Annotated in this window: 25 protein-coding genes; 14 read left to right on the forward strand and 11 right to left on the reverse strand. The window is 51.5% G+C overall.

The window, feature by feature from the left end:
• Positions 1 to 137: 137 nt before the first annotated feature.
• On the reverse strand, positions 138 to 512 hold the full coding sequence (locus B4923_RS20815) for a hypothetical protein (RefSeq protein ID WP_146187271.1): 375 nt from the start codon (positions 510 to 512) through the stop codon (positions 138 to 140).
• A 27-nt stretch (positions 513 to 539) separates the two neighbouring features.
• On the opposite strand from B4923_RS20815, the gene B4923_RS18900 reads away from it, so the two are divergent.
• The gene (locus tag B4923_RS18900) at positions 540 to 1100 is read left to right on the forward strand and encodes a recombinase family protein (protein WP_109491262.1); all 561 of its coding nucleotides are present in this window, start codon (positions 540 to 542) and stop codon (positions 1098 to 1100) included.
• A gap of 49 nt (positions 1101 to 1149) precedes the next feature.
• Here B4923_RS18900 and B4923_RS18905 read toward each other — a convergent pair whose 3' ends face one another.
• The 6 genes from B4923_RS18905 to B4923_RS18930 all read right to left on the reverse strand — a co-directional run bounded on the left by B4923_RS18905 (position 1150) and on the right by B4923_RS18930 (position 6849).
• Positions 1150 to 1641 (reverse strand): phage tail protein, encoded by a 492-nt coding sequence (locus B4923_RS18905; RefSeq protein ID WP_109491263.1) that lies wholly within the window; start codon positions 1639 to 1641, stop codon positions 1150 to 1152.
• A gap of 12 nt (positions 1642 to 1653) precedes the next feature.
• Positions 1654 to 4602, reverse strand: a complete 2949-nt coding sequence (locus B4923_RS18910) for a phage tail tape measure protein (protein WP_109491264.1) — start codon at positions 4600 to 4602, stop codon at positions 1654 to 1656.
• A complete protein-coding gene (locus B4923_RS18915) occupies positions 4589 to 4729 on the reverse strand; it encodes a GpE family phage tail protein (protein WP_109491265.1) in 141 nt (46 codons plus the stop codon). Before B4923_RS18915 ends, B4923_RS18910 begins: the two co-directional genes overlap by 14 nt.
• A gap of 20 nt (positions 4730 to 4749) precedes the next feature.
• On the reverse strand, positions 4750 to 5058 hold the full coding sequence (locus B4923_RS18920; protein ID WP_109491266.1) for a phage tail protein: 309 nt from the start codon (positions 5056 to 5058) through the stop codon (positions 4750 to 4752).
• A gap of 90 nt (positions 5059 to 5148) precedes the next feature.
• Complete coding sequence (locus B4923_RS18925) at positions 5149 to 5664, reverse strand: phage major tail tube protein (RefSeq protein ID WP_109491267.1); 516 nt, start codon at positions 5662 to 5664, stop codon at positions 5149 to 5151.
• Entirely contained in the window at positions 5665 to 6849 is a 1185-nt protein-coding gene (locus B4923_RS18930) for a phage tail sheath subtilisin-like domain-containing protein (RefSeq protein ID WP_109491268.1), read from the reverse strand.
• Between the two features lie 253 nt (positions 6850 to 7102).
• Between B4923_RS18930 and B4923_RS18935 the strand changes: the two genes are divergently transcribed.
• The 5 genes from B4923_RS18935 to B4923_RS18960 all read left to right on the forward strand — a co-directional run bounded on the left by B4923_RS18935 (position 7103) and on the right by B4923_RS18960 (position 9844).
• On the forward strand, positions 7103 to 8146 hold the full coding sequence (locus B4923_RS18935; RefSeq protein WP_245929672.1) for a phage late control D family protein: 1044 nt from the start codon (positions 7103 to 7105) through the stop codon (positions 8144 to 8146).
• 36 nt (positions 8147 to 8182) lie between these two features.
• Positions 8183 to 8431 carry an Ogr/Delta-like zinc finger protein gene (locus B4923_RS18940; protein ID WP_109491269.1) on the forward strand — a complete coding sequence of 83 codons (249 nt, stop codon included), beginning with the start codon at positions 8183 to 8185 and terminating at the stop codon, positions 8429 to 8431.
• An 83-nt stretch (positions 8432 to 8514) separates the two neighbouring features.
• On the forward strand, positions 8515 to 8826 hold the full coding sequence (locus B4923_RS21135) for a hypothetical protein (protein ID WP_245929669.1): 312 nt from the start codon (positions 8515 to 8517) through the stop codon (positions 8824 to 8826).
• Between the two features lie 383 nt (positions 8827 to 9209).
• A complete protein-coding gene (locus tag B4923_RS18955) occupies positions 9210 to 9485 on the forward strand; it encodes a type II toxin-antitoxin system HicA family toxin (RefSeq protein ID WP_109491305.1) in 276 nt (91 codons plus the stop codon).
• Positions 9482 to 9844 carry a type II toxin-antitoxin system HicB family antitoxin gene (locus tag B4923_RS18960; RefSeq protein ID WP_109491270.1) on the forward strand — a complete coding sequence of 121 codons (363 nt, stop codon included), beginning with the start codon at positions 9482 to 9484 and terminating at the stop codon, positions 9842 to 9844. Before B4923_RS18955 ends, B4923_RS18960 begins: the two co-directional genes overlap by 4 nt.
• Positions 9845 to 9921: 77 nt before the next feature.
• On the opposite strand, the gene agp is transcribed toward B4923_RS18960, so the two are convergent.
• Positions 9922 to 11178 (reverse strand): bifunctional glucose-1-phosphatase/inositol phosphatase, encoded by a 1257-nt coding sequence (agp, locus tag B4923_RS18965; RefSeq protein ID WP_109491306.1) that lies wholly within the window; start codon positions 11176 to 11178, stop codon positions 9922 to 9924.
• Positions 11179 to 11569: 391 nt separating this feature from the next.
• Here agp and B4923_RS18970 point away from each other — a divergent pair, with 391 nt between their 5' ends.
• Entirely contained in the window at positions 11570 to 12163 is a 594-nt protein-coding gene (locus tag B4923_RS18970) for a HupE/UreJ family protein (RefSeq protein WP_109491271.1), read from the forward strand.
• A gap of 370 nt (positions 12164 to 12533) precedes the next feature.
• On the opposite strand, the gene B4923_RS21140 is transcribed toward B4923_RS18970, so the two are convergent.
• Positions 12534 to 12791 carry a hypothetical protein gene (locus B4923_RS21140; protein ID WP_245929673.1) on the reverse strand — a complete coding sequence of 86 codons (258 nt, stop codon included), beginning with the start codon at positions 12789 to 12791 and terminating at the stop codon, positions 12534 to 12536.
• Between B4923_RS21140 and B4923_RS18975 the strand changes: the two genes are divergently transcribed.
• From B4923_RS18975 to aguA, 7 genes are all read left to right on the forward strand, one after another.
• Complete coding sequence (locus B4923_RS18975) at positions 12673 to 13824, forward strand: sugar transporter (protein WP_245929671.1); 1152 nt, start codon at positions 12673 to 12675, stop codon at positions 13822 to 13824. The two genes, B4923_RS21140 and B4923_RS18975, sit on opposite strands and share 119 nt — an antisense overlap.
• A gap of 42 nt (positions 13825 to 13866) precedes the next feature.
• On the forward strand, positions 13867 to 14772 hold the full coding sequence (gene fieF, locus B4923_RS18980) for a CDF family cation-efflux transporter FieF (RefSeq protein WP_109491272.1): 906 nt from the start codon (positions 13867 to 13869) through the stop codon (positions 14770 to 14772).
• A gap of 217 nt (positions 14773 to 14989) precedes the next feature.
• Positions 14990 to 15952 (forward strand): 6-phosphofructokinase, encoded by a 963-nt coding sequence (pfkA, locus tag B4923_RS18985; RefSeq protein ID WP_109491273.1) that lies wholly within the window; start codon positions 14990 to 14992, stop codon positions 15950 to 15952.
• A 184-nt stretch (positions 15953 to 16136) separates the two neighbouring features.
• Positions 16137 to 16634: a CesT family type III secretion system chaperone gene (locus tag B4923_RS18990; RefSeq protein WP_109491274.1), complete on the forward strand. Its 498-nt coding sequence runs from the start codon at positions 16137 to 16139 to the stop codon at positions 16632 to 16634.
• A 122-nt stretch (positions 16635 to 16756) separates the two neighbouring features.
• The gene (locus B4923_RS18995; protein ID WP_170116092.1) at positions 16757 to 17707 is read left to right on the forward strand and encodes a YopT-type cysteine protease domain-containing protein; all 951 of its coding nucleotides are present in this window, start codon (positions 16757 to 16759) and stop codon (positions 17705 to 17707) included.
• Positions 17708 to 17976: 269 nt separating this feature from the next.
• Positions 17977 to 18861: an N-carbamoylputrescine amidase gene (gene aguB, locus B4923_RS19000; protein WP_109491276.1), complete on the forward strand. Its 885-nt coding sequence runs from the start codon at positions 17977 to 17979 to the stop codon at positions 18859 to 18861.
• A gap of 4 nt (positions 18862 to 18865) precedes the next feature.
• Positions 18866 to 19954: an agmatine deiminase gene (gene aguA, locus B4923_RS19005; RefSeq protein WP_109491277.1), complete on the forward strand. Its 1089-nt coding sequence runs from the start codon at positions 18866 to 18868 to the stop codon at positions 19952 to 19954.
• Positions 19955 to 20130: 176 nt separating this feature from the next.
• Here the strand turns inward: aguA and tpiA are convergent, their stop codons facing one another.
• Positions 20131 to 20898: a triose-phosphate isomerase gene (gene tpiA, locus B4923_RS19010; RefSeq protein WP_109491278.1), complete on the reverse strand. Its 768-nt coding sequence runs from the start codon at positions 20896 to 20898 to the stop codon at positions 20131 to 20133.
• A gap of 126 nt (positions 20899 to 21024) precedes the next feature.
• Positions 21025 to 21621, reverse strand: a complete 597-nt coding sequence (locus B4923_RS19015) for a DUF1454 family protein (protein ID WP_109491279.1) — start codon at positions 21619 to 21621, stop codon at positions 21025 to 21027.
• Positions 21622 to 21679 lie beyond the last annotated feature (58 nt).

The raw sequence follows: 21679 nt of genomic DNA on the forward strand, positions 1-21679 counted from the left end.
TAACGAACGGTTCATCATCGTCTGGAATTGCAAGTTCATTATTACAGTCTACAGCTGTAGTAAGCGCGCCGTTCAGGTTAAGAGTCGCCTAATCTGTGGCCCTGCCAGGCCACAATTAAATACATCGGCGCAATCAGCTATAGACCGCCGAATACACAGAAATCAATCACTGTCGCATCTGCATAAACATCAGTATTATTATCAAGCAATATGATATCAAATCCCAACTCCGTGCCTATTTTTGTTCCGAAAACGCGAGCTAGCGCTGCACCATCAGCCTGATCATTAAATGCTGTGCCTATTACAATGTATTTATTGCTATTCATAGGGCTTGAAAATTTCACACTGTACCGCCCAGCCGCAGATTTTGTAATGCTGCCAATATTAAACGACGATATTATCGTGGGCGCTGATGGCGCTCCATTAAACCGCCCCCAGGCCGCACTAATGCGTTCTGTAAAACCGAGGTTTTTAGTGGTGTTGGTTGTTGTTAATTTTGTCAAAATCGCCATTTTACTATGACTAGGAACGCAGCAAAAATGGCAAAAATTGGTTACATGAGGGTGTCAACAAATGACCAAAACAGCGATTTACAACGGAACGCGTTAATTAGCGCAGAATGTGAGCAAATTTTTGATGATAAAATGAGCGGGAAAATAGCAAATCGTCCAGGTTTAAAACGAGCCTTAAAAATCATGAATAAGGGCGATACTCTTGTTGTGTGGAAATTGGATCGGCTTGGTCGAAGCGTAAAAAATCTGGTTACGCTAATAGCAGAACTACATGAACGTGGCGTTAATTTTCGCTCCCTGACAGATAGTATTGATACAGGAACGGCGATGGGGAGGTTCTTTTTTCATGTTATGTCTGCACTTGCTGAAATGGAGCGCGAGTTGATAGTAGAACGAACATTGGCAGGCTTGGAAGCCGCCAGAAAAAAAGGCCGCATAGGCGGAAGGCCCAGGGCCCTAACACTGGAAGACAGGGAGATGATCAGCAAGTTACTGAATAACGGGCACAGCAGGCGCCATCTGGCAATCATTTATGATGTTGGTATATCGACCATCTACAAGTATTTCCCTGCCGTGTCGCATGAGTGAAGCAACGCGGCATAGATAGATTCATCTATCTCAGCTGTGTCGTCAGTAATCAGGGAAACAGCCCGCCAACCGCAGTGCTGACCGAGTTAAATGCCTCTGTCGCACTGCTGCGGATGTTCGTCAGCATGTCGCTGAATGACGATGATTGCAACCGTTCGCGGTAGTCCTCGTCAACACGTTGCAGACTGATAGAAAACTCTATCTTTTTCGGGTTGCCGTAGCGGTCAAGTTCCTCATTGGTGCGCTGCAAGCCGGTTAAAACATACATCCCGTAAATTTTCCCCGTCCCTTCAATCAGCGGCCAGGGGCGCCCCATATACCCCATAGTCGTTAATGCCGAGAGCGCCAGGTTGCCGCCGGTAATTTCCGGGTAGAGAACGCCGCTAAGCGTGATCTGAGACTCACCGGCGCCGATATATTGCCAGCTTGCTGATTTGTTAATACGATCATTCTTGACGTGGCGCCATTGTTGGGAATGCTGCAATTGCTGGTACGGTACGGTTTTGAGGGCAAACACAAACATGCCGAATACCATCATCATAATATTTTCTCCTTAATCCTGGTCGCGGAATGAGCCGCGATTATTGCGATCTCTTTCGTTGAGGATTTGTCTTATTTTCTGTTCAATAAGTTGCGCAAGTTCACGCGGATCTTGTTTGCCAACATCGTTAAACACCAGGTTGAACGATGGCGCCGCGCCAGGCGAGGCGGAAACGGGGGCCACTGACCCCTGGCGGATGGGCTGCGTAGTAATGTCCTGCATTTGCTGAGAAACAACGCGCGGCACCTTCTGTGCGGAAACGCGCGTTTCCTGCCAGGCACCTTGCACGGTAAAAGCGCGGGGAAGGTTTTTGAAAACGATATCCCCCGGCCCTATCCGCTTTTTGGTTTCATCCAGCAACCCGCCGGTGTTGTCGGCGATTTTCTGTAGGCGCCGTTGTGTGCCTGTCTCCCCTGTTAATACCGGCGCCGGGGTTGTCACTGCTGGGGGGTTGTGGCTACCGTCGCTTTTAGGTGCCCAATCCCATCCCTTTTTAACCATCTTTCCTTGCTTTTCGTCCCATTCCCACATCACGGGATCTTTCTTGAGGCTTTCGGCTTTGAGGCGCGCGGCTTCCAACCCGGAGGGGATAAGATCAAGTTTTTCCAGTACCCAGCCGATCCCCTCCATCAGTTTTTGCAGCGGCCAGAGAAGCACATTAAGCGCCGTACCCAGCACGCGCCCAAAGGTTTCCCCTGCACTGGTACATTTTTCAAGAGATTCGCGGGAAGATTCTATCGGGGTAAATAGTTGCTTAAACCAATCCCAGACGCGGGAAACAGCGGCGCCGATGGCATCAAAAACAGGTGATAGCGAAGCGAAAGTGTCACGGAGTGGTTGCAGCGCCTGCATCACCCCGGAAAAGAACCCGCTGAAAAACGCCTTGATCGGCTCCCAATACTTCCAAATAAGCACACCGGCAGCGACAAAGGCCGCGCCAATCAGGCCGATAGGGCTAAGGAGCAATGATAGCGCCCCGCCTAAGATGGATGCCGCGCCGCTAATCAGCCCCCATAACGCCGGGAGGCCGGTTAACCGCAACAACAACATGCCGATGCTCTTACCCAGCGCCATGAGAGACGATAGCGGAGACGTGAAAGCAGCAAACAGTATGCCGCGCAACGGCGTTAACAGCGCAGGCAACCGGCCAAATCCTGCGGACAGTGACTTCATAACCTGCGACCAGCCGCCGATACGCGTCATAGAACTGCCAGCCACGCCGCCGAGCGTTCGGAACATGGCGATCGTGCCGCCAATACCACGCCCGCCGGTTAACAAAGTAAAGCCAAGTTGCAGTTTTGCCAGCGGCCCCATCAGGATTCCCAGCGCCAGCGAAGTCGCGCCGATTACTGCCGTGAGCGCCAGGGCGCCGCCGCCGACTAGTAGCAATGTTTGCGTGAGTTCGGGGTTTTCCTTTGCCCACTCCATCATGCTGTTAATTACGTTACTGAGACTTTGTGTCAGTGATCGCAATGGGCCGTCGATAGTTTCTTCAATCTGTATGCGAAATCCTTCCCAAGCGCTATCCAGCTCTTTCAGATCGCCGCTCAGGTTATCGGCCATTTTTTTAGCGACGGCGGTTGCCTCGCCGTTGGCATTTTTCAATTCACCGGCAAGTTTTCCTAATGCGCCGCTGCCCGCCGCCTGGACTAAGGTTTGCAGGCCAACGAATGCTTGTCCTCCGGCAATATCTTTGAAAAAGGATACTTGATCGGCTTCCCCGTATTTCGTGGTCGTTTTATACAGATCCAGTAACACGTCCTGCATTGGGCGCATTTTCCCGTGTGCGTCTGCAACAGATACACCAAGTTCTTTCAATGCGTCAGCAGCGGCCTTGGGGGGAGATGCCAACCGGGAAAGGCTGGCGCGCATTGCCGTGCCTGCATCACTACCGCGTATCCCATTATTAGCCAGCATGCCAGCCATTGCCGCCGCATCTTCAAGACTAATACCCAACGTGGATGCAACAGGGCCCGCATACTTCATTGTCTCGCCCAGACTGCGTAAATCGGTGTTGGTGCGGGTGAAAGCAGCGGTCAGAGTGTCACTGACGCGATCCATTTGGCTGGCGTCAAGTGAAAACTGAGACAAAACGTTAGATCCAATGTCAGCGGATTCACCCAATTCCATGCCGCCCGCCAATGCCATGCTCAGAACGCCGGGTAACGCTGCCTGAATGGATTGCGGTGTAAAACCTGCCATCGCTAAAAACGCCTGACCGCTTGCGGCATCCTGCGTAGTAAATGCCGTCTCGGCGCCGAGTTTTTTAGCTTGGGCGCGTAATGCGCCCATTTGCTGATCGCCTTTATCAAGTCGGGTTAGTGCCTGAACGCGCGACATTTCCTCATCAAAGCCAACGGCGGGCGCCAGAAATCGCCCGCTGGCATAACCCGCCGCCGCCGCGCCAAATACGGCGCCGGTGCCGGTGCTGCGCAAGTTACCGGCGGTCTGCTGCATCTTGTCGTAACGGGATCGCGCCTGGGTGACAGCGGCAAGTTGCCGCCGTTCTCGTTCAAGCGTCTGGTTATACTGCTCTGTGCGCCGGATTGCGCTTTGAATCGCACCGCTGCCGCTGGTCAGCGTGATGCCGTGTTGGCGTAATACCTGTGCACCCTCTCGGAGTTTGGCTGTTTGCGCGCTGTAGGCGGTGGAAAGCGTGGTTATTTTTGTGCGCAAGCTGTCAAGTTTTGCACGCTGCGCATCAGACAATGTGCCAGTTTCTTTAAGTCGCTGGCTTAGCCCTGCTGCTTCACGCTGGGCCTTATTGAGTTTCTGTGCTGTGTCGTTGGTGCTGTTGCGCAGTTTTTGAAAAGAGGTGCTTTGCGACTCAAGGCTTTTGATCGCGGCCTGGGTTTTTTTGATGGATTCGGAAAGACCACCCGCGCTATTGCGGGCGGCATTGACGGGGCGGGTAAATTTATCAATAGCGCTGAATGCGACACGGATATCAAGGCTCGTCATTCTTAGTAGCTCCACTTCTGACAGCCGCCCGCTCACGCCAGGCTATCAGCTCGCAAAGCTCCATGCCGTACATTTCCGAGAGCGGCCAGTGAAAAATTGTGGCGATATCTGCAATCAGATCCTCCACGCGGTCAAATAGCAGGACGGTTACTGATTCTCCGTCGCCGCCTCGCTCTGTTCGGCAGGCGCCTGCGGCGCTAAAAAAGGCACTAACGCCTCATTCAGTCGAACAAAATCGGAAGTCGGCAGGCTGGCGATTTCGGGCAGGGTAAGCGCTGGCGCAGTGACGCGGGTTAGCAGCGTTGACACTGCGTCAAAGTCCAGATTGATTACGTCACTCAAACGCAGGCCGCGCAGCGATCCGGCCTGCTTGATGGCGTCGGTAATTTCAACCTGATTAACGTCGCCGCTTTTGCGCTTAATTGGCGCCGACAGAACGATTGTTTTTGCAGTCATGTTTTTCTCTCCTGGCGGTTATCGCCGCCATTTAAATATTGAAAGTTGGCCGGAATAGTCAGCAATGACTATATTTGCCGGCGTTATGGGTTAGCTACCGAGGCCCAGCGCGGAACGGACGCGATCCGGGTAAAGGTTTTCACCGTTGCGCTTGTAGATGAAATTGAGCAGGTCAAATTCCAGCAGCGGCTGATCGTCAATAGACAGCTTGTAATAGGTGTTTTTAATGGCGTAAGTCTGGTTGGTGTCATCGCCCTGCTTTGAGTCGCCGCCGTCGATTTCCGTAATGCGACCGCGCATCTCAACCTCAACGATGGAACTGGTGCCGTCGGTATAAAACTCGCCGACAAAGCGCAATTTCAGCTCGTCAATATCGCCGCCGTATTTTAGGATCAGTTGTTCCTCAAATCCGCCAACCTGCATCGACGCATCAAGCGCGCCAGATTCAAGGCTGAGATCGACGGCTGCGGCGCCAATCATCCCGCCACCCTGGAAATCTTCCGTTTTGCGCGTCAATTTCGGCAACGTCACGCTGGGGATCTTCCCAATATAATTGTCGCCATCCACGAAACAAGTGAACAGCCGGAGCTTTTTAGGTACGGCCATTTACGCGCCCCCCAATGAAGAAAAAGCGGTTTCAAAATACTGATCGGTAAAGGTCTGATACAGGCTCAGATCTTCCAGCGGCGGGACTGGCGTATAGTTGTAACGCACAATGCACTTGCCCTGGCGTAACCCGGTTGTTGGGTTATCAACGATATCGAACCAGCACGCCGCACCGATCAGTTTCCCGGCAGTGACCAGCGCCTGCAATTTGGCGTTGATGCCGCTCACTACGTCTTTAACGTTGGCCGGCGTCAGCGGCTTATCAACGGTAGTGAATTGCGCCTCTGCGATACTGTCGGCCAGGATCTGCGCGGTGCGTGTGTACACTTCAAAGATGTACTCTTCATCGGGATCGGTGGTGCGGTTGCCCCAGAACCGGAAACCGTCGCGCTTAATCAGCGTGGTGATTTCGTGCGCGTTCAGTTCGTTGGCGTCGGAATCTTCCGCCTGTAGCGCCCAGAACACATCTTTTGCAATCCCTAGCACATTGTTGACAGCAACGTTAGACAGTGATTTGTGCCAACCCTGCGTGTTATCAATCGACGCACGCAGGCCGCAGGCATATGCCACGGCGGGGAATTCCTCGTTTTGCCCGGTCAGCGAGTTATACGCGATGAAGTTGGGCCAAATAGGCATCACTTCCCTGTAGTTCAGCGTCGTGCGGTATTCTTTCGCCTCCGAGATGGTTTCGCAGCCGTGACAATATGCATAAACGAATGCCCGCAGCTTCTGTGCGATGACACAAAGCTGGGTGGCAACCTCGATCGTATCGTGGTCGGGAACGGCTAAGATACGCGGACGGTAGCCGGTTTTCTGTTCTGCCGTCAAAAACGCATACATACCGGTATAACTGCCATCGGCAGCGGTGCCGCCGATCACCAGCTGTGATTGCGTTTGATTGCCTTCACCCTCAACCGCCGCCGCCACGCGCACCACGATTACTTTAGGGCTGCATTGGTCGGAAATGGCTTTCAGGCTTTTGTAAAGCGAGCCGGTTTTCCCCGCTTTACCCAGCACGTTATTTACGCGCGTGATAAGTACGGGGGTATTAAGCGGGAACGCGTCCGGGTCTGCATCGTCAGCAACGCCCACAATGCCAATGACCGTTGAGTCAATGTCATTGATGGCCGTTACCAGATCAGTGTTTTCCCGAACACGCACGCCGTGAAAAAAAGCGTCAGTCATGTTTGCAACCTCATAGTGAGTTCGGGGTGATGTTCCACGAAAACAGCAAGGCAGACACGCGCTTACGGTTGTTACAGGCAGGCGACAACAAACGCCTGTTTGACACCTCACGCGCGCATGAAACTATCAGCGCCGGGGGTGAAAAATGGCATTCAGTAATTTGACGGATATTCAGCAAACGCTGAAATCGGGGCTTTCAGATCTTGATAACGCACTGACGGAAGCCGTTAAGGTTCCAGGCTTTAACATCACAATGGGAGGGAAAACGCTGCTGTTGCTTGATGAGCGACTGATTTCGCTTTCAATGACGGACAATCGAGGATTTGAGGCCGATCAGATCACGCTTTCCGTTGACGATACGGACGGGCGCATTAATCTGCCGCCGCGTGGCGCCGAGTTATCCGTATCAATGGGATGGAAAGGCGAAGCGCTGGTCTATAAAGGGCTTTTTATTGTTGATGAGGTGGCGCATTCTGGCCCGCCGGACACCATCGAGATCACCGCGAGAAGTGCTGATTTTCGCGACGAGTTTAACGTCAAGCGTGAGGTGTCATGGCATGACGTGACAGTAGAGCGCGTGGTATCAGTAATCGCCCATCGTTACAGCCTTAAGCCCTACATCAGCACGCAACTGATGGATTTAGAGATCGATCACGCCGATCAGACACAAGAAAGCGATATGTCATTCTTAACCCGCATGGCGGAAATGCTGGGCGCTATCGCCACGGTGAAAAATGGGTGTCTGCTGTTTATCCTGCCTGGCGGCGGCGTGAGCGCATCAGGTAAGCCATTGCCGACCGCTGAAATCACCCGTTCAAGCGGTGACCGTCACAGCTTCCGCATTGCGGATCGTGATGCTTATACCGGCGTGCGGGCGTACTGGCTGGATCTGAATTTTGGGAAAAAGAAAAAGGTCAGTGTAAAAAAGAGAACAACCAGGGCAACAAAAAAGAAACAGGAAAAAAGCAGCAGCAGCGAGGGGGATTACATGGAGGGCGCAGACGGGAACGTCTATGTTCTCAGGAAAACATATCAGAACGAAACCGCCGCCAGGCGTGCGGCGGCAGCGAAATGGCAACAGCTTCAACGCGGCGCCGCGCAATTCTCGATCACCCTGGCGCGAGGCCGTGCTGACCTTTACCCGGAAGTGCCGGTCTCTGTCAGTGGATTTAAATCAGACATTGATAATCAGGAATGGATAATATCACGTATAGAACATGTCATTGATGGGAGCGGTTTTACTTCCCGTCTGGAACTGGAGGCAAAGATTGCTGACTGGATAGCAGAAAGTGACTAGAATGGAATTAAGTCAAACCCCGCCGGGGATTCAGTCATGTTTATTTGCCCTCACTGCGGCGCAGTCGCGCGCACGCGCACCAGTCGCCAGCTTAGCGAAATGACCGTGCGTCAATATCATCAATGTCAAAATCTGGAATGCAGTATAACGTTCACCACGCTTAACAGCGTTGAACGCCTGGTTACAGCCCGCACCAAATGCGAGGATGTACCGCCAGACTTTGTACCGAAAGATGCATTTCCTTCATCACATTATGGTCGTGATCAGCTTAATTTGTCGTTGTAATCTTCTGCCCCGCAACTATAAATTGTGGGGTATTTGTTTTCGGCCCAAAGACTTTGTTTACCATTGATAATGGTAAGGAAGCTATGAAGAAACTGATATTTTATTCTTTGATTATTTACTGTTTCTCTCCTTTCGTACACGCTATTAGCTTGAAGGGAGAGTACCCCGTTTGCGTCTCAAAAAGTGCCTTTGATAGATTGTCGGCTATGGCAGAACATAACGATATTGAATCTATAGAAAAGATACTTAAGACGGAGTGCTTTATGCCTCAGAAAGGGCAGGAGGTAGATAAAATAGTGTCACGTGAATCTGGCGGTGTCACGCAGATAAGAATATATCATAAAGGTGATCTTTATGACTTATGGACAAGCAAATACAACCTTAGCGCAAATTAGCCAATTTAATTAAAAGCCCGCCGAGGCGGGCTTGTTTGTTCGATGTGGTCAACGTGTGGACATTGAAAGAAATAAATCCTTTTATTTCATATCGATACAGGGATAAATTCTACACCATCCCTGTCTTTTCGCCCTCCATGATGGAGGGCTTTTTTTTGGGGATTCTCAGGTAAATGGGTTGAGTGTAATAGCATTTTGCAAGTAATCCGGTGCAAGGTGCGCATAAATCATGGTCTACCCGCCAGAAATGTACGATCGCATGCTGCCTGGATGGCGGTGATGAGTGAGCTAACCAAAATAGATAGCACACTTTGACTTCATAATTTGATGTCACATAAAGAATATATATAATGACTTCAAAAGATGACTTCATGGAACCGGCAATGCAGGGAAAAATAGCCAGTCTGAGAAAAAAACAGCGGGAAACGCTGAATCAGATTTTCAAAACGCCGGTACTTTCTGGTGTTAAATGGTCGAATATTGAGTCACTTATCATTGCGTTAGGTGGTGAGATTAAGGAAGGAAGCGGCTCAAGAGTACGATTTTTACTGAACGGGAGCATTGCCCGATTCCATCGTCCTCATCCGTCACCGGATACTGATAAAGGCGCGTTGGTCAGCCTGCGTGAATGGTTGGAAAGTATAGGGGTAAAACCATGACTAAAGCACTTAATACACCAAATACGATGGTTGTTGCCGGGCAACCGGCCATCATTAGTTATGTGCCTGAAATTGGCATGTTTCGTGGTAAGTTTATTGGTTTATCAGGCTATTGTGACTTTGTCGCCGATAGCATTGATGGGCTAAGGAGTGAGGGAGAAATCTCACTACGTGAATATCTGGCAGATTGTCAGGAAAGCGGAATCGATCCCTATGCGCGTGAAGAGAAAGTGAAAACGTTCACCCTCCGCTACCCTGAATCGTTCGGAGAACGGCTGACCATTGCCGCCGCTGAACGCCAGGTTTCAGTGAATGCGTTTATCGTCGAAACGCTTAACGAACGAATGAAGCTCACTTAACGATCTCCCGCTCCGGCGCTGAGGGATCCCTCAGCGCCGGAGCGGGCTTTTTTTACTCAGTGCTCATTATTCAACGGTTACTTTTGAGTTAAGTCGGAAGTGATTTTCTCAAACGCGCTGAACGAACAGAATCCGTCGGCATTAACCGGGCAATCTTGCAGGGCCAGCGTAACCCGCTGTGGTGGATTGTTGCGATTCAGTGGAGCCAGCGTTTTGATTTGATCGGTGGATTGATAAACATATTCCATTTTCAGGAAAGACTCACCGCTGGTTTTATTCTTCCAGCGCTCAAAGACAACTTTGCCGCCAATGGGGGTGGTTTCAAACTGGTTCGGCAATTTATAGGGCTTCACACCCAATGCGGAGAACAGTGAGGCGACGTTTGAGTCATGCCCGACGAGGAAAGTGAATTTGGGTTTATCTTGCCCGAATGAGTTTTTCAGTTCCTTGACCAGATTCCCGGAGACTTCCCTGGCGATGACCGGCGCGCTGAATACGACGCTGTTGTAATACTCTTTTATCGCGACCAATGACTCGAACTGCTTATCATCTTTGATTCGTCCCCAGCCGACATTTTCAATCGGCGCGCCTTCATAATATTGCAGAATAAACGCATCTGAAATTGAGGTGCCGGTTCTCAGCGGACCCGAAACGCCGGGTTCCTGATCGGCAACGATGTTCACTGACGTCGGGATGGCGGTGAGATCACATTGTTTGTCTTCTTTGCAGGTTGCCGATTCGGTATAGCGAATGATCTGCGCCATTTGCTGATAGGTCGGTTTCAAACGTTCGTTCAGCCCCTCAAGGCCGTTTTCTCCCGCGGTTTGATTAATGGATTCAATGGCGCGTTGTTTAAACGCCGGGCTGCCGTCGCGGATGATAGGGTTAAAAGTGGCGTCCATGGTGCCCAGTTTTTCTTTATGGACCACGGGTACGATACAACCCGGAAACGCGCCTACAGAGAAATACTGTGCGGTTGCAATCGTGCGTTGCAGGCTGTTGGCGTAGAAATAGACATCTTTGTCGGTAGGGCAGGTGTCAGCGGCAAGCAGATGGTTATCTACCAGCCATTCACTGAAATAGTGACCAAAATAGGCTTCCAGTACGCCGCCCCGGGTGGTCAGCCAACTGCTGGGCGTATCCCACTGTGGCCAGGCATCGGGCGTCAGCTTGCCTAATGCGCTGCTGGGGCTTGCAAGTGGCGCTCTCAATCCATGACGGCTAAATACGACGACTTGCTCCAATGCCAATTCATCATTACTGCTGGCGAAGGTCTCCGTCGAAAACGGCAACAGTAGCGGCAGGCAAAACAGTGCTTTCATTTTCAGGGACATCATGCACTCTCCTCGTTGGTTGGAGTTATTTCTTTCATAAAAAAAAGAAAAAACTGAAAAATTTATCCGATATTTTGGTTGTGAGCATCCGTTACAGCTTGTGCTTAATGCTTCATTAATTACAGCTTGATGTAAAAAGAATAGTCAAAATGTGATTCAAGCCACGTAACTCCCTGCCGAGGGTGGCCTCTATTTTTACGATAGTGGATGGATTTTACGATGGTTTGCTCATTTTTTATGCTTTTAAAGTGATGTTATTTTTCTTTGAAAATTATGTTTTTTGTCTTGTTTTCATAAAAAATTAATTTAAATCATAATATGGCGCTTGAATTTTGAGCTAAATAGAGAGGCGATACTTATTACTACAACATCATTCATTCTGGCGGAAAATATGAGCATAAATGTCAAACGTGCGTTGGTATTGGTACTGACTTTGTTCCCTGCGCTGGTGTTCGCACACACCGGCAACGATGGCGGTACACATCATGTGCTGGGCTTTACGGAAGGATTCACCCATCCCCTTACGGGCCTGGACCACTTGTTTGCAATGACGCTGGTTGGCGTATGGAGCGCAATGAATACCCGCAAGTGGTGGGTGGCCCCGCTGTCGTTTGCATCCTTGCTGTTAGTGGGCGCGCTGATTGGCATGGCGGGTGTGACCATCCCTGCGACGGAGCATATCGTTGCGGCCTCGTTACTGGGCATTGGTCTGATGGTGGCGATGCAATTGAAGCTGTCTTCGGCGGTGGGCGCATTGAGTATCGGCGCCTTTGCGATATTTCACGGTCTGGCTCATGGGGCGGAACTTTCCCATTCGGTGGGGGCATTATCAGGGATGGTGATCGCGACCGCATTGCTGCACGTATTGGGATTAGGCATTGGATTTTTGCTGATCTCTTCAAAAAAATCGACGGTGTGGTGGCCACGTTTGATCGGCGGCTGTTCCTCCGTACTGGGTCTTGGTTTACTGGGTGGTTTGATTTAGTCCATTCCCGTGGTCTGCGAGACGGTCGGTTTACCGTGAAACCCGTCTGTGCAGGCGAAATTTAAGGTTAGCGATACCTCGGGCGGCGACCGCGGCGCGAGGTATCCCCTGCGAGAACCTCATCGCCGTGTTTTCCCCTTGTAAAACGCTCCCGTTGTTGTTGTATCGTGCCGTCGTCAAGGGCGAAACAGGCGATACGCAAGTTTGAAATTATTGATAAAATGGCACGAAAAAAAGACAGCGCAGGAGAGCGGTAAAGCGTAGAATGCGATCATCAAAAAATGATGCTCATGAGTGTTCCCTCACCTGTCCTCAGGCTTCTGGCTGACATCCTCATAAAAGCACGCTGAAACACCGTTGACCGCAGGTCTTACACGGTGATGTCATACTTTCTCTGTATCATCGCTCCACCGCGCAGGCCTTGCCAGAACAAGGCGGTGCACTTTTTTATTTTAACTTTTGATATCAATACCATGACCCGTTCTCCCAGATCGACCGCTTGGTTGAGAGTGATTAGTCTCTCTCTCGCTGCTTTTATTTTTAATACCGCTGAATTTGCTCCGGTTGCTTTGCTTTCTGATATCGCAGCCAGTTTTTCAATGAGTGCCGCGCAAGTTGGACTGATCATTACCATCTATGCCTGGGTTGTCGGGGTGATGTCGTTACCCTGCATGTTGCTGTCCAGTGATATGGAGCGGCGTAGCCTGCTGATCAAAATCTTTATTCTATTCACCGTCAGCAACATATTGTCCGGTATGGCCTGGAATTATTGGGTTCTGGTGCTGGCCCGCATCGGCGTGGCGCTGTCCCACGCGATTTTTTGGTCGATAACCGCCTCTCTGGCGGTGCGTCTGGCGCCGGCGGATAAAAAGGCGCAGGCGTTGAGCCTGCTGGCGACGGGCACGGCTCTGGCGATGGTGCTGGGACTGCCGCTGGGGCGTCTGGTGGGCCAATATCTGGGCTGGCGTGTCACGTTCGTGATTATTGGCGTGCTGGCCTCCGCGATTATGCTGGTGATGATGAAGCTGCTGCCGGAATTGCCCAGCAGTAATTCCGGTTCGCTGAAAAGTTTGCCGTTGCTGCTTAAACGGCCCGCATTGCTGTGTATTTACGGCCTGACCGTGATGATTGTCACCGCGCATTTTACGGCTTACAGTTACATAGAGCCGTTTGTTCAAAAAGTGGCTCTGCTGAGTGAGAATTTCACCACTATGCTGCTGCTGATCTTCGGCGGCGCCGGCATTATCGGCAGCATGCTGTTTAGCCGCTACAGCAACAGATATCCTTCCGGCTTCCTGGTGACGTCATTTGCTTTCCTGACGATGTGTCTGCTGCTGTTGCTGCCGCTGTCATTCAGCGGTTGGAGCATTTCGCTGTTATGCGTCGCCTGGGGGATCGCCATTATGGCATTGAGCCTGGCGATGCAGGTCAAAGTGCTGACGCTGGCTTCGGATGCGACGGATGTCGCGATGTCGCTCTATTCCGGCATTTATAATCTTGGTATTGGCGGCGGCGCTTTATTGGGCAATCAGGTGATTACGCACCTGGGGCTGGCTGACGTCGGCTTTATTGGCGCGGCGCTGGGATTGATGGCGTTGGCATGCTGTATTTTTACACTTATCCGTTATGTCCGTGAGTTAAGTAATGTGTCGATGAACTAATACGGGTATCCACCAAGCGTTTCTGTCCTGAGTGAGGGCGTTATGAATTCACACTATGCCCGTCTGGTTACGCTGGCGGCATTGAGTGCGACCGCCGTTGCAGTAATATTGTTCGTCATGAAGGTCTTCGCCTGGTGGCATACCGGTTCGGTGAGTCTGCTGGCCTCATTGGTGGATTCTCTGGTTGATATCGCCGCCTCGCTGGTTAACCTGCTGGTGGTTCGCTATTCGCTTCAGCCTGCGGATTTTGAGCATACTTTCGGCCATGGCAAAGCCGAATCTCTGGCTGCGCTGGCGCAGAGTATGTTTATTTCCGGTTCTGCGTTGTTTCTGATATTGACGGGGTTGCAGCATACATTGGAACCCCAGACGCTGCGCGCCCCGGAGGTGGGGATATGGGTAACGGTGATTGCGTTGCTGTCAACGTTGCTGCTGGTGTCATTCCAGCGCTGGGTGGTCAAGCGCACGCATAGTCAGGCGGTGCGCGCGGATATGCTGCACTATCAGTCTGATGTGCTGATGAACGGTGCGATTCTGGTTGCGCTGGGATTGAGCTGGAAAGGCATCACCCGTGCCGATGCGCTGTTTGCGCTGGGCATCGGTGTCTATATTCTATACAGTGCCCTACGTATGGGTTATGAAGCCGTACAATCGTTATTGGATCGCGCCTTGCCAGACGAAGAACGGAACATGATCGTCGGGATTATCTCCAACTGGCCGGGCATTCGCGGCGCTCACGATTTACGAACCCGGCGTTCCGGGCCGACCCGCTTCATTCAACTGCATCTGGAGATGGATGACGCTTTGCCGCTGCTGCAATCGCATCAAATTGCCGATGACATAGAGCAGGCGCTGCTGAAGCAATTTCCAGACTCCGATATTATTATCCACCAGGATCCGGTTTCGGCTGTGCCGGAAGAGCAGAAAGGGCAACTCAAGGAGCGGTAACATCCTGAGTCCGGTGTTGTTTGTTGCCTGTTTATGTTTAAAACGTGATATGTCGTGAAAATTTATGCACAATCTAGCCTGACCTGAATCAATTCAGCTACGGGTATTTGTTATAATATGCTAATAAAAGATGAGAGGTCGCTGTCGTTGTAAAACCGACAGTGAATTTACGATAGAAGAATCCTGCAAATTTACATCTACAAGTCCAGAGGTTGTCATGATTAAAAGAATCGGAGTATTGACGAGCGGTGGTGATGCGCCCGGAATGAATGCGGCAATTCGTGGCGTGGTGCGTGCCGCACTGACAGAAGGGCTGGAAGTGTTCGGCATTTATGATGGCTATCTGGGCTTGTATGAGAATCGGATGGTGCAATTAGACCGCTACAGCGTGTCAGATATGATCAACCGCGGGGGGACGTTTCTGGGCTCGGCGCGTTTTCCTGAATTCCGTGATGAGAAAGTACGTGAAGTCGCCATTCAAAACATGAAAGCGCAAGGACTGGATGCGCTGGTGGTGATCGGCGGTGACGGTTCCTACATGGGAGCCAAGCGTCTGACGGAAATGGGTTTCCCCTGTATCGGGCTGCCCGGCACCATCGATAACGACGTTGCGGGTACGGACTATACCATCGGTTATTTTACGGCGTTGGAGACGGTGCTGGAAGCCATTGACCGTCTGCGCGACACATCCTCTTCCCACCAGCGTATCTCCATTGTGGAAGTGATGGGACGTCACTGCGGCGACCTGACGCTGGCGGCGGCGATCGCCGGCGGCTGTGAGTTTATCGTTTTGCCGGAAGTGCCGTTCAGCCCGGAAGATCTGGTGAACGAAATCAAAGGCGGTATCGAAAAAGGCAAAAAACACGCGATTGTGGCGATTACCGAACACATTTGTGACATCAATGAACTGTCGAAATATATCCAGAAAGAAACAGGCCGCGACACGCGCGCCACCGTTCTGGGCCATATTCAGCGCGGCGGTTCTCCGGTGGCTTATGACCGTATTTTGGCTTCCCGTATGGGCGCGTATTCCATTGAACTGTTGTTGCAAGGCTATGGTGGCCGTTGCGTCGGTATCCAGAACGAAAAACTGGTTCATCACGATATCATTGATGCCATTGAGAACATGAAGCGTCCGTTTAAAGGCGACTGGCTGGAAACGGCGAAAAAATTGTTCTGATCCCCGCCACCGCATCGTCAATCCCGCTGTCAAAGCAGGGTTGCCGCTTATTGACCCCCCGTTTTTCGGGGGTTTTGTTTTTTAGCGGCCCAGACAGGGAACGCTCATGCCTTTTCTGACACTTACCCTATAGGTATTTACCGCGCGTAATCCCGGTGCGTTTTATCATGTTAAGGAGGGGGAGATGTCAGAGCCGAACTATGCCAAAACGTTATTGCTACGTTGGGTCGAGAAACAGGCGGAGGGAGACGGAACGTTCAATGTCGAGGCCGGCGTTCAGGTCGTGTTGAACGGACAAGCGCTTTTTTTAAGATTGCCCGAATCACGGGAAACCCTGTTTGTTTTTATGCCGGTTTATATGCTGGATTTTGAGCGGGACGGCGATCTGCTTGCGTTGGGCATGATGCTGAATCTTGAACCTGGCCTGATGTGCGGTGCGGCAATCGGGCTGGAAACACAACAGCGTAATCTGATGCTGACGGCACATCAGAATGTCTTGTCTTTTGATGAGCGTGCGTTGAGCGCGTGGATAGAAAATGTGGTAAGCCTCGGTCTGCGCATACGAGAAGAGTTTGCTTCGGTTGTGGCTGGCCGAAAGACATCGGCCGACGCGAAAACGTTGCCATTATCCGGGCTTAACCGGTATCGGGCACACGCGTTTCATTCTCAACTGTCCCGGTAGTAAAACCCCACTCTGCCCAGCATCACGGTGCATCCATTTAACATCACGAGATCGTTGCTATGCGTATTCATCAAACTGTTTTACCTGAGATGACAACTTCACTGCCGCCCGCCGGAAACGCCATGCCGGAGCCGCCCCGATGGCGTGTGATGCAGGAGCAGGCGGCATTTACGCCACTGAGCCAAAAAGAAGGACATGCCAGTTTTTCGTTGCGCGGGTTGCTGAATACGCTGCCATCCATGCCGGTTTCCATTTTGCCGCCTTCCATGAGCCACCTTTTCTCAAGCAGGAAAGATGCGGATATGGATGCGTTGGGCAAGAAACCGCGAGTTTATGAATCGAATCTGGCGATCTCCTGTAATGAGAACGCAGGGCAAACCACGCTAATGGAGCAGAGTGACTATCTTCAAACGTTGAAAACGCAACTGCCCGATATGAAGAAAAAGGTACAAAGCGTGGAAGACGGGGCCTGTCTGGGGTTATCGACCCTCTGGTTGCTGGGGCGTCACAGTGGTTTGGATGACAAAACGGTGATCGGTAATTTGCTGGGGTATGATGCGGATAAAGACGAGGTGATTTCGGCAGCCAGAGCGAAAATCGGGTTCGATAAAATCCATGTTGTGCAGGAAAAGTTTCAAAATAGCGCCCGTATTGACGGTCAATTTAAAGACAGGCGATTTGATGGCGCCGCTCCGGTGGTGAAACGTTATGATTTGATGCAGCGTATTGCGAATTTGGCGAAGATGTCCGTTATTCCGGTGAGAGGGGAAACGCCGTTTGTGTTGCTCAATCGCAGAGAGGGATTTGGTGATGGGCTGGTAAGCGATGTGCTGCGCGCAGGACGGGAGCAACTTCTGGCGGTTCACTCTGACGGTCATGCAATGGCGATCTACAGCAATGGTCACGATCAATATGCGTTTTACGATCCCAATAACGGTATGTTCAGTTTTCAGAATAAAGAAAACCTTGCCTCCTTTATGAACCGGATAGGAAAAATGTTGAACGTTGCATCCAACACGTTGGGGAACGGGGATCCGGATCAATTGATGATTATGGAGATGAAGGTTCATTGACGCGATGAGAAAGCCGCTACAACCGAAGTAAACCTCTTATCCCATTTTCAGGACGATGACCTTTTCATCACCTTTTATCCCTCATAGTGAATTATTGTCATTAGCTGGCATAATAGTCCTGCCATGTTCGGTGAATGTCTGCTTCAGGCATGATGGGTCAGGCAGTGGGAGATTTGTTGACCTAAACTCGATGGGCAAGCCCCGCTGAGCGAACGCGGGTCGTATTGTTCATTGTTGGCATATATAGAAAATATTATTGAGGTTTTCGCATGACAAAAGTTACCGTTGCCGCAACACAAATGGCGTGTTCCTGGGATCTGCCCAGAAACATTGAGAATGCCGAGAAGCTGGTGCGACAAGCGCATGCAAAAGGGGCGCAGATCATCCTGATTCAGGAGTTGTTTGCCGCGCCTTATTTCTGTATCGATCAGAGCCCGGAACACTATGCTTTGGCACAGGAACTGGAAACCAGCCCGCTGATTAAACACTTTTCTGCGTTGGCGGCCGAGTTGGAAGTGGTGTTGCCACTGAGCTTTTTTGAGCGAGCCAACAATGCGTACTACAACTCGCTGGTGATGATCGATGCGGATGGCGCCGTACTCGATATCTACCGTAAAACCCATATCCCGAATGGCCCGGCGTATCAGGAAAAGCAGTTTTTTATTCCGGGCGATACCGGCTTCAAAGTCTGGCAAACCCGCTACGCAAAAATTGGCGTTGGCATCTGCTGGGATCAATGGTTCCCGGAAACCGCTCGCAGCTTGGCATTGCAGGGCGCGGAACTGATTTTCTATCCGACAGCCATTGGTTCAGAACCGGCTTATCCGGAGATCGACAGCCAGCCGCATTGGACTCGTGTCCAGCAAGGTCATGCCGCCGCGAATCTGGTGCCGGTAATTGCCTCCAACCGCATTGGCACCGAAGCCAGCAAGTATATCGACGGCCTGGAAATGACCTTCTACGGCTCCTCTTTCATTGCCGATCAAACGGGTGCGCTGGTGGCGCAGGCCAACAAAACGGATGAAACCGTTCTGGTGCATGCATTTGATTTGGCCGCCATTGCCGCACAGCGTGCATCATGGGGACTGTTCCGCGATCGTCGTCCGGAAATGTATGGTGTGATTGCCAGTTCCGACGGCAAAACCCGGAGATAAGTTGATGTCACAGTTAACCACGCCGCATCAGGACGGCTTTACGATGCCTGCCGAGTGGGCGCCACAGGAAGCCGTGTGGATGATTTGGCCCTATCGACGGGATAACTGGCGTGAAGAGGGCGTTCCTGCCCAGCAAACCTTCGCGCAGGTGGCAAAAACCATTGCGCAGACGACGCCGGTGATCATGGGCGTGCCCGCGCGCTGCATGGCTGACGCGAAGCGTGTAATGCCCGCCGATGTCACACTGGTTGAGATGGAAAGTGACGATGCTTGGATGCGTGATACCGGGCCGACGATGGTACTGAATCAGGCCGGGGAACGTCGTGGTATCGACTGGCAGTTTAACGCCTGGGGCGGTGAACTCGGCGGTCTGTATGACGACTGGCGACAGGATGAAAAGGTCGCGGCGCAGGTGTTGGCTTACCACCAGAATGCGCGCTATGCCGCTCCTCTGATTCTGGAAGGCGGCTCGATTCATACCGATGGTGAAGGGACATTGCTGACCACGGCAGAATGCCTGCTGAATCCCAATCGTAACCCGCATCTGAGCAAAGCGCAGATCGAGCAGCTGATGCGCGATTATCTGGGCATATCGACGATTATCTGGTTGGAAGAGGGCGTGTATAACGACGAAACCGACGGACACATCGACAATATGTGCTGCTTTGTGCGTCCCGGCGAAGTGGCGCTGCACTGGACGGATGACGAAAGCGATCCGCAATATGCGCGCTCAATGGCGGCATATCGGGTGCTATCCACCGCTAAAGACGCACAGGGCCGTCAGCTGAAAATCTGGAAGCTGCCGGCACCGGGGCCGCTGTATGCGACGCCGGAAGAAGCCGCGGGCGTGGATGGGGGAAATGCGGTGGAGCGTAATGCCGGATCGCGTTTGGCGGGATCGTACGTGAACTTCCTGATCAGCAATCAGCAGATTATTTTCCCGCTGCTGGATGCGCGAACGGATGATATCGCCCGCGATCGGTTGCAGCAGATGTTTCCGGACTATCAGGTAAGCGGCGTCCCGGCCCGGGAAATTCTGCTGGGTGGCGGCAATATTCACTGTATTACGCAGCAGATCCCCGTCAAAAGATAAGGCATGGTCTGAAATATTCAGGCCGTTGGCAAAATTGAAATGTTCGCTGTTATTCCCCCTCCCCGGTAAAAGGGGAGGTTGGCTTGGGGGATAAAAAGGCTGTCATCAAGCTGAAAAAACGCCGCCATTTCTTATAAAGAAATGGCGGCGTTTGTTAATAACGACGTTAGCGTATCTTAGCCGCGTTTTGCTTCAGCGGCAGCTTTGACGATTACGGCAAAAGCGTCAGCCTTCAGTGAAGCCCCGCCGACCAGCGCGCCATCGATGTCAGGCTGAGTAAATAGCTCTGCGGCGTTGGATGCGTTAACAGAACCGCCGTACTGGATGATAACCTGCTCGGCAACCGCGGCGTCCTGTTTGGCGATATGATCGCGAATGAATTTGTGAACGGCCTGAGCCTGTGCCGGGGTCGCTGATTTGCCAGTACCGATAGCCCATACCGGTTCGTAGGCGATGACGGTGTTTTCAAATGCTTTGGCGCCCAGCGTATTCAGCACGGCGTCCAATTGACGGGCGCATACGGCCTCTGTCTGTCCTGCTTCGTTTTCTGCTTCGGTTTCACCGATACACAGAACCGGGATCAGACCTGCATCTTTCAATACGCTAAATTTTTTGGCAATGAATTCATCGCTTTCTTTGTGGTAGGTACGACGTTCTGAGTGACCGATGATGATGTATTTCGCACCAATATCTTTCAGCATGTCGGCGGACGTTTCACCAGTAAAAGCACCAGACAGGTTCACGTCAACGTTCTGCGCGCCCAGTGCAATACGGCTACCTGCCAGTTGATGATTAGCCTGATCCAGATAGATAGCGGGTGGCGCGATAGCAATACCACAACCGTCGACGGTGCTTAATTCTTTACGCAGACCAGCGATCAGTTCGTTGACCATGTGGGTGCTGCCATTCAGCTTCCAGTTACCCATAACTAATGGATGACGCATCTTTTTTCCTCCAGACGGGATCGCAAATAATCAATACATAACTGCCAGTCGGCAGTTTGACCTGCCAACAGTATAAAGACGAAATGATACCGTGGCTCTGTTTTTCGTCATTAATTGTCCTGTTGATCACGGTTCAGATAGCGTTAGCTTAATCGGTTCAACAGCAAAAGTTAGCCCTTTTTCAGCGTTATCTGCAACAACATAGCGCATGGCCCCTTCCGTTTGCTGGTAAAAGCGCTGGCCCTTGCCTTTTTCCAGTAGTTCGGTGACTTTTTTAATACTTTGTTCTTCCGTCAATGACGGGGAAAAAGCGCGTGACAGGGCCGCCATATAATTAATGGCCTGTGTACGCCTTGCTTCGGTGTCGGTATCTTCCTGTTGTGGTAGCCAGGTAATTTGCAGCGTTTTGATCTTCCCTGTGCCTTTTCCCAACGCGGTTGACGCGTACAGATGATCGTTGATTTTGCTGGCGGCGCGCGTCAGCAGACTGGATATGTTGCCGGTGTCGATAACCCGGAATTCCCCAATTGGCAGCGCCGGATTACTCAGGTTATAACGTGTACGGAACTGGACGATGGTTTGGTCAAATGTTGGCGCGCCAGCCAGCAGATAAGGGGCCGTTGCTGTCGTTTTTGATGGCGAAACGGGATCGGACCACGCACTGGACTGGTAGAACATCAGGGCGGAAAACGTACAAATTGCAGCGATATATTGTCGTGTCATAAGGATTTTATCAGGCGAGCCATGGTAATCAGTTTAGGCCAAAGGCGGCGATAGCGAT

Source organism: Brenneria roseae subsp. americana (assembly GCF_003115815.1).
Classification (GTDB): domain Bacteria; phylum Pseudomonadota; class Gammaproteobacteria; order Enterobacterales; family Enterobacteriaceae; genus Brenneria; species Brenneria roseae.

Coding starts and splice junctions, on each gene's coding strand:
- B4923_RS20815 (WP_146187271.1), bottom strand. CDS start 512: ATGGCGATTTTGACAAAATTAACAACAACCAACACCACTAAAAACCTC.
- B4923_RS18900 (WP_109491262.1), top strand. CDS start 540: ATGGCAAAAATTGGTTACATGAGGGTGTCAACAAATGACCAAAACAGC.
- B4923_RS18905 (WP_109491263.1), bottom strand. CDS start 1,641: ATGATGATGGTATTCGGCATGTTTGTGTTTGCCCTCAAAACCGTACCG.
- B4923_RS18910 (WP_109491264.1), bottom strand. CDS start 4,602: ATGACGAGCCTTGATATCCGTGTCGCATTCAGCGCTATTGATAAATTT.
- B4923_RS18920 (WP_109491266.1), bottom strand. CDS start 5,058: ATGACTGCAAAAACAATCGTTCTGTCGGCGCCAATTAAGCGCAAAAGC.
- B4923_RS18925 (WP_109491267.1), bottom strand. CDS start 5,664: ATGGCCGTACCTAAAAAGCTCCGGCTGTTCACTTGTTTCGTGGATGGC.
- B4923_RS18930 (WP_109491268.1), bottom strand. CDS start 6,849: ATGACTGACGCTTTTTTTCACGGCGTGCGTGTTCGGGAAAACACTGAT.
- B4923_RS18935 (WP_245929672.1), top strand. CDS start 7,103: ATGGGAGGGAAAACGCTGCTGTTGCTTGATGAGCGACTGATTTCGCTT.
- B4923_RS18940 (WP_109491269.1), top strand. CDS start 8,183: ATGTTTATTTGCCCTCACTGCGGCGCAGTCGCGCGCACGCGCACCAGT.
- B4923_RS21135 (WP_245929669.1), top strand. CDS start 8,515: ATGAAGAAACTGATATTTTATTCTTTGATTATTTACTGTTTCTCTCCT.
- B4923_RS18955 (WP_109491305.1), top strand. CDS start 9,210: ATGCAGGGAAAAATAGCCAGTCTGAGAAAAAAACAGCGGGAAACGCTG.
- B4923_RS18960 (WP_109491270.1), top strand. CDS start 9,482: ATGACTAAAGCACTTAATACACCAAATACGATGGTTGTTGCCGGGCAA.
- agp (WP_109491306.1), bottom strand. CDS start 11,178: ATGTCCCTGAAAATGAAAGCACTGTTTTGCCTGCCGCTACTGTTGCCG.
- B4923_RS18970 (WP_109491271.1), top strand. CDS start 11,570: ATGAGCATAAATGTCAAACGTGCGTTGGTATTGGTACTGACTTTGTTC.
- B4923_RS21140 (WP_245929673.1), bottom strand. CDS start 12,791: ATGATCAGTCCAACTTGCGCGGCACTCATTGAAAAACTGGCTGCGATA.
- fieF (WP_109491272.1), top strand. CDS start 13,867: ATGAATTCACACTATGCCCGTCTGGTTACGCTGGCGGCATTGAGTGCG.
- pfkA (WP_109491273.1), top strand. CDS start 14,990: ATGATTAAAAGAATCGGAGTATTGACGAGCGGTGGTGATGCGCCCGGA.
- B4923_RS18990 (WP_109491274.1), top strand. CDS start 16,137: ATGTCAGAGCCGAACTATGCCAAAACGTTATTGCTACGTTGGGTCGAG.
- B4923_RS18995 (WP_170116092.1), top strand. CDS start 16,757: ATGCCGGAGCCGCCCCGATGGCGTGTGATGCAGGAGCAGGCGGCATTT.
- aguB (WP_109491276.1), top strand. CDS start 17,977: ATGACAAAAGTTACCGTTGCCGCAACACAAATGGCGTGTTCCTGGGAT.
- aguA (WP_109491277.1), top strand. CDS start 18,866: ATGTCACAGTTAACCACGCCGCATCAGGACGGCTTTACGATGCCTGCC.
- tpiA (WP_109491278.1), bottom strand. CDS start 20,898: ATGCGTCATCCATTAGTTATGGGTAACTGGAAGCTGAATGGCAGCACC.
- B4923_RS19015 (WP_109491279.1), bottom strand. CDS start 21,621: ATGACACGACAATATATCGCTGCAATTTGTACGTTTTCCGCCCTGATG.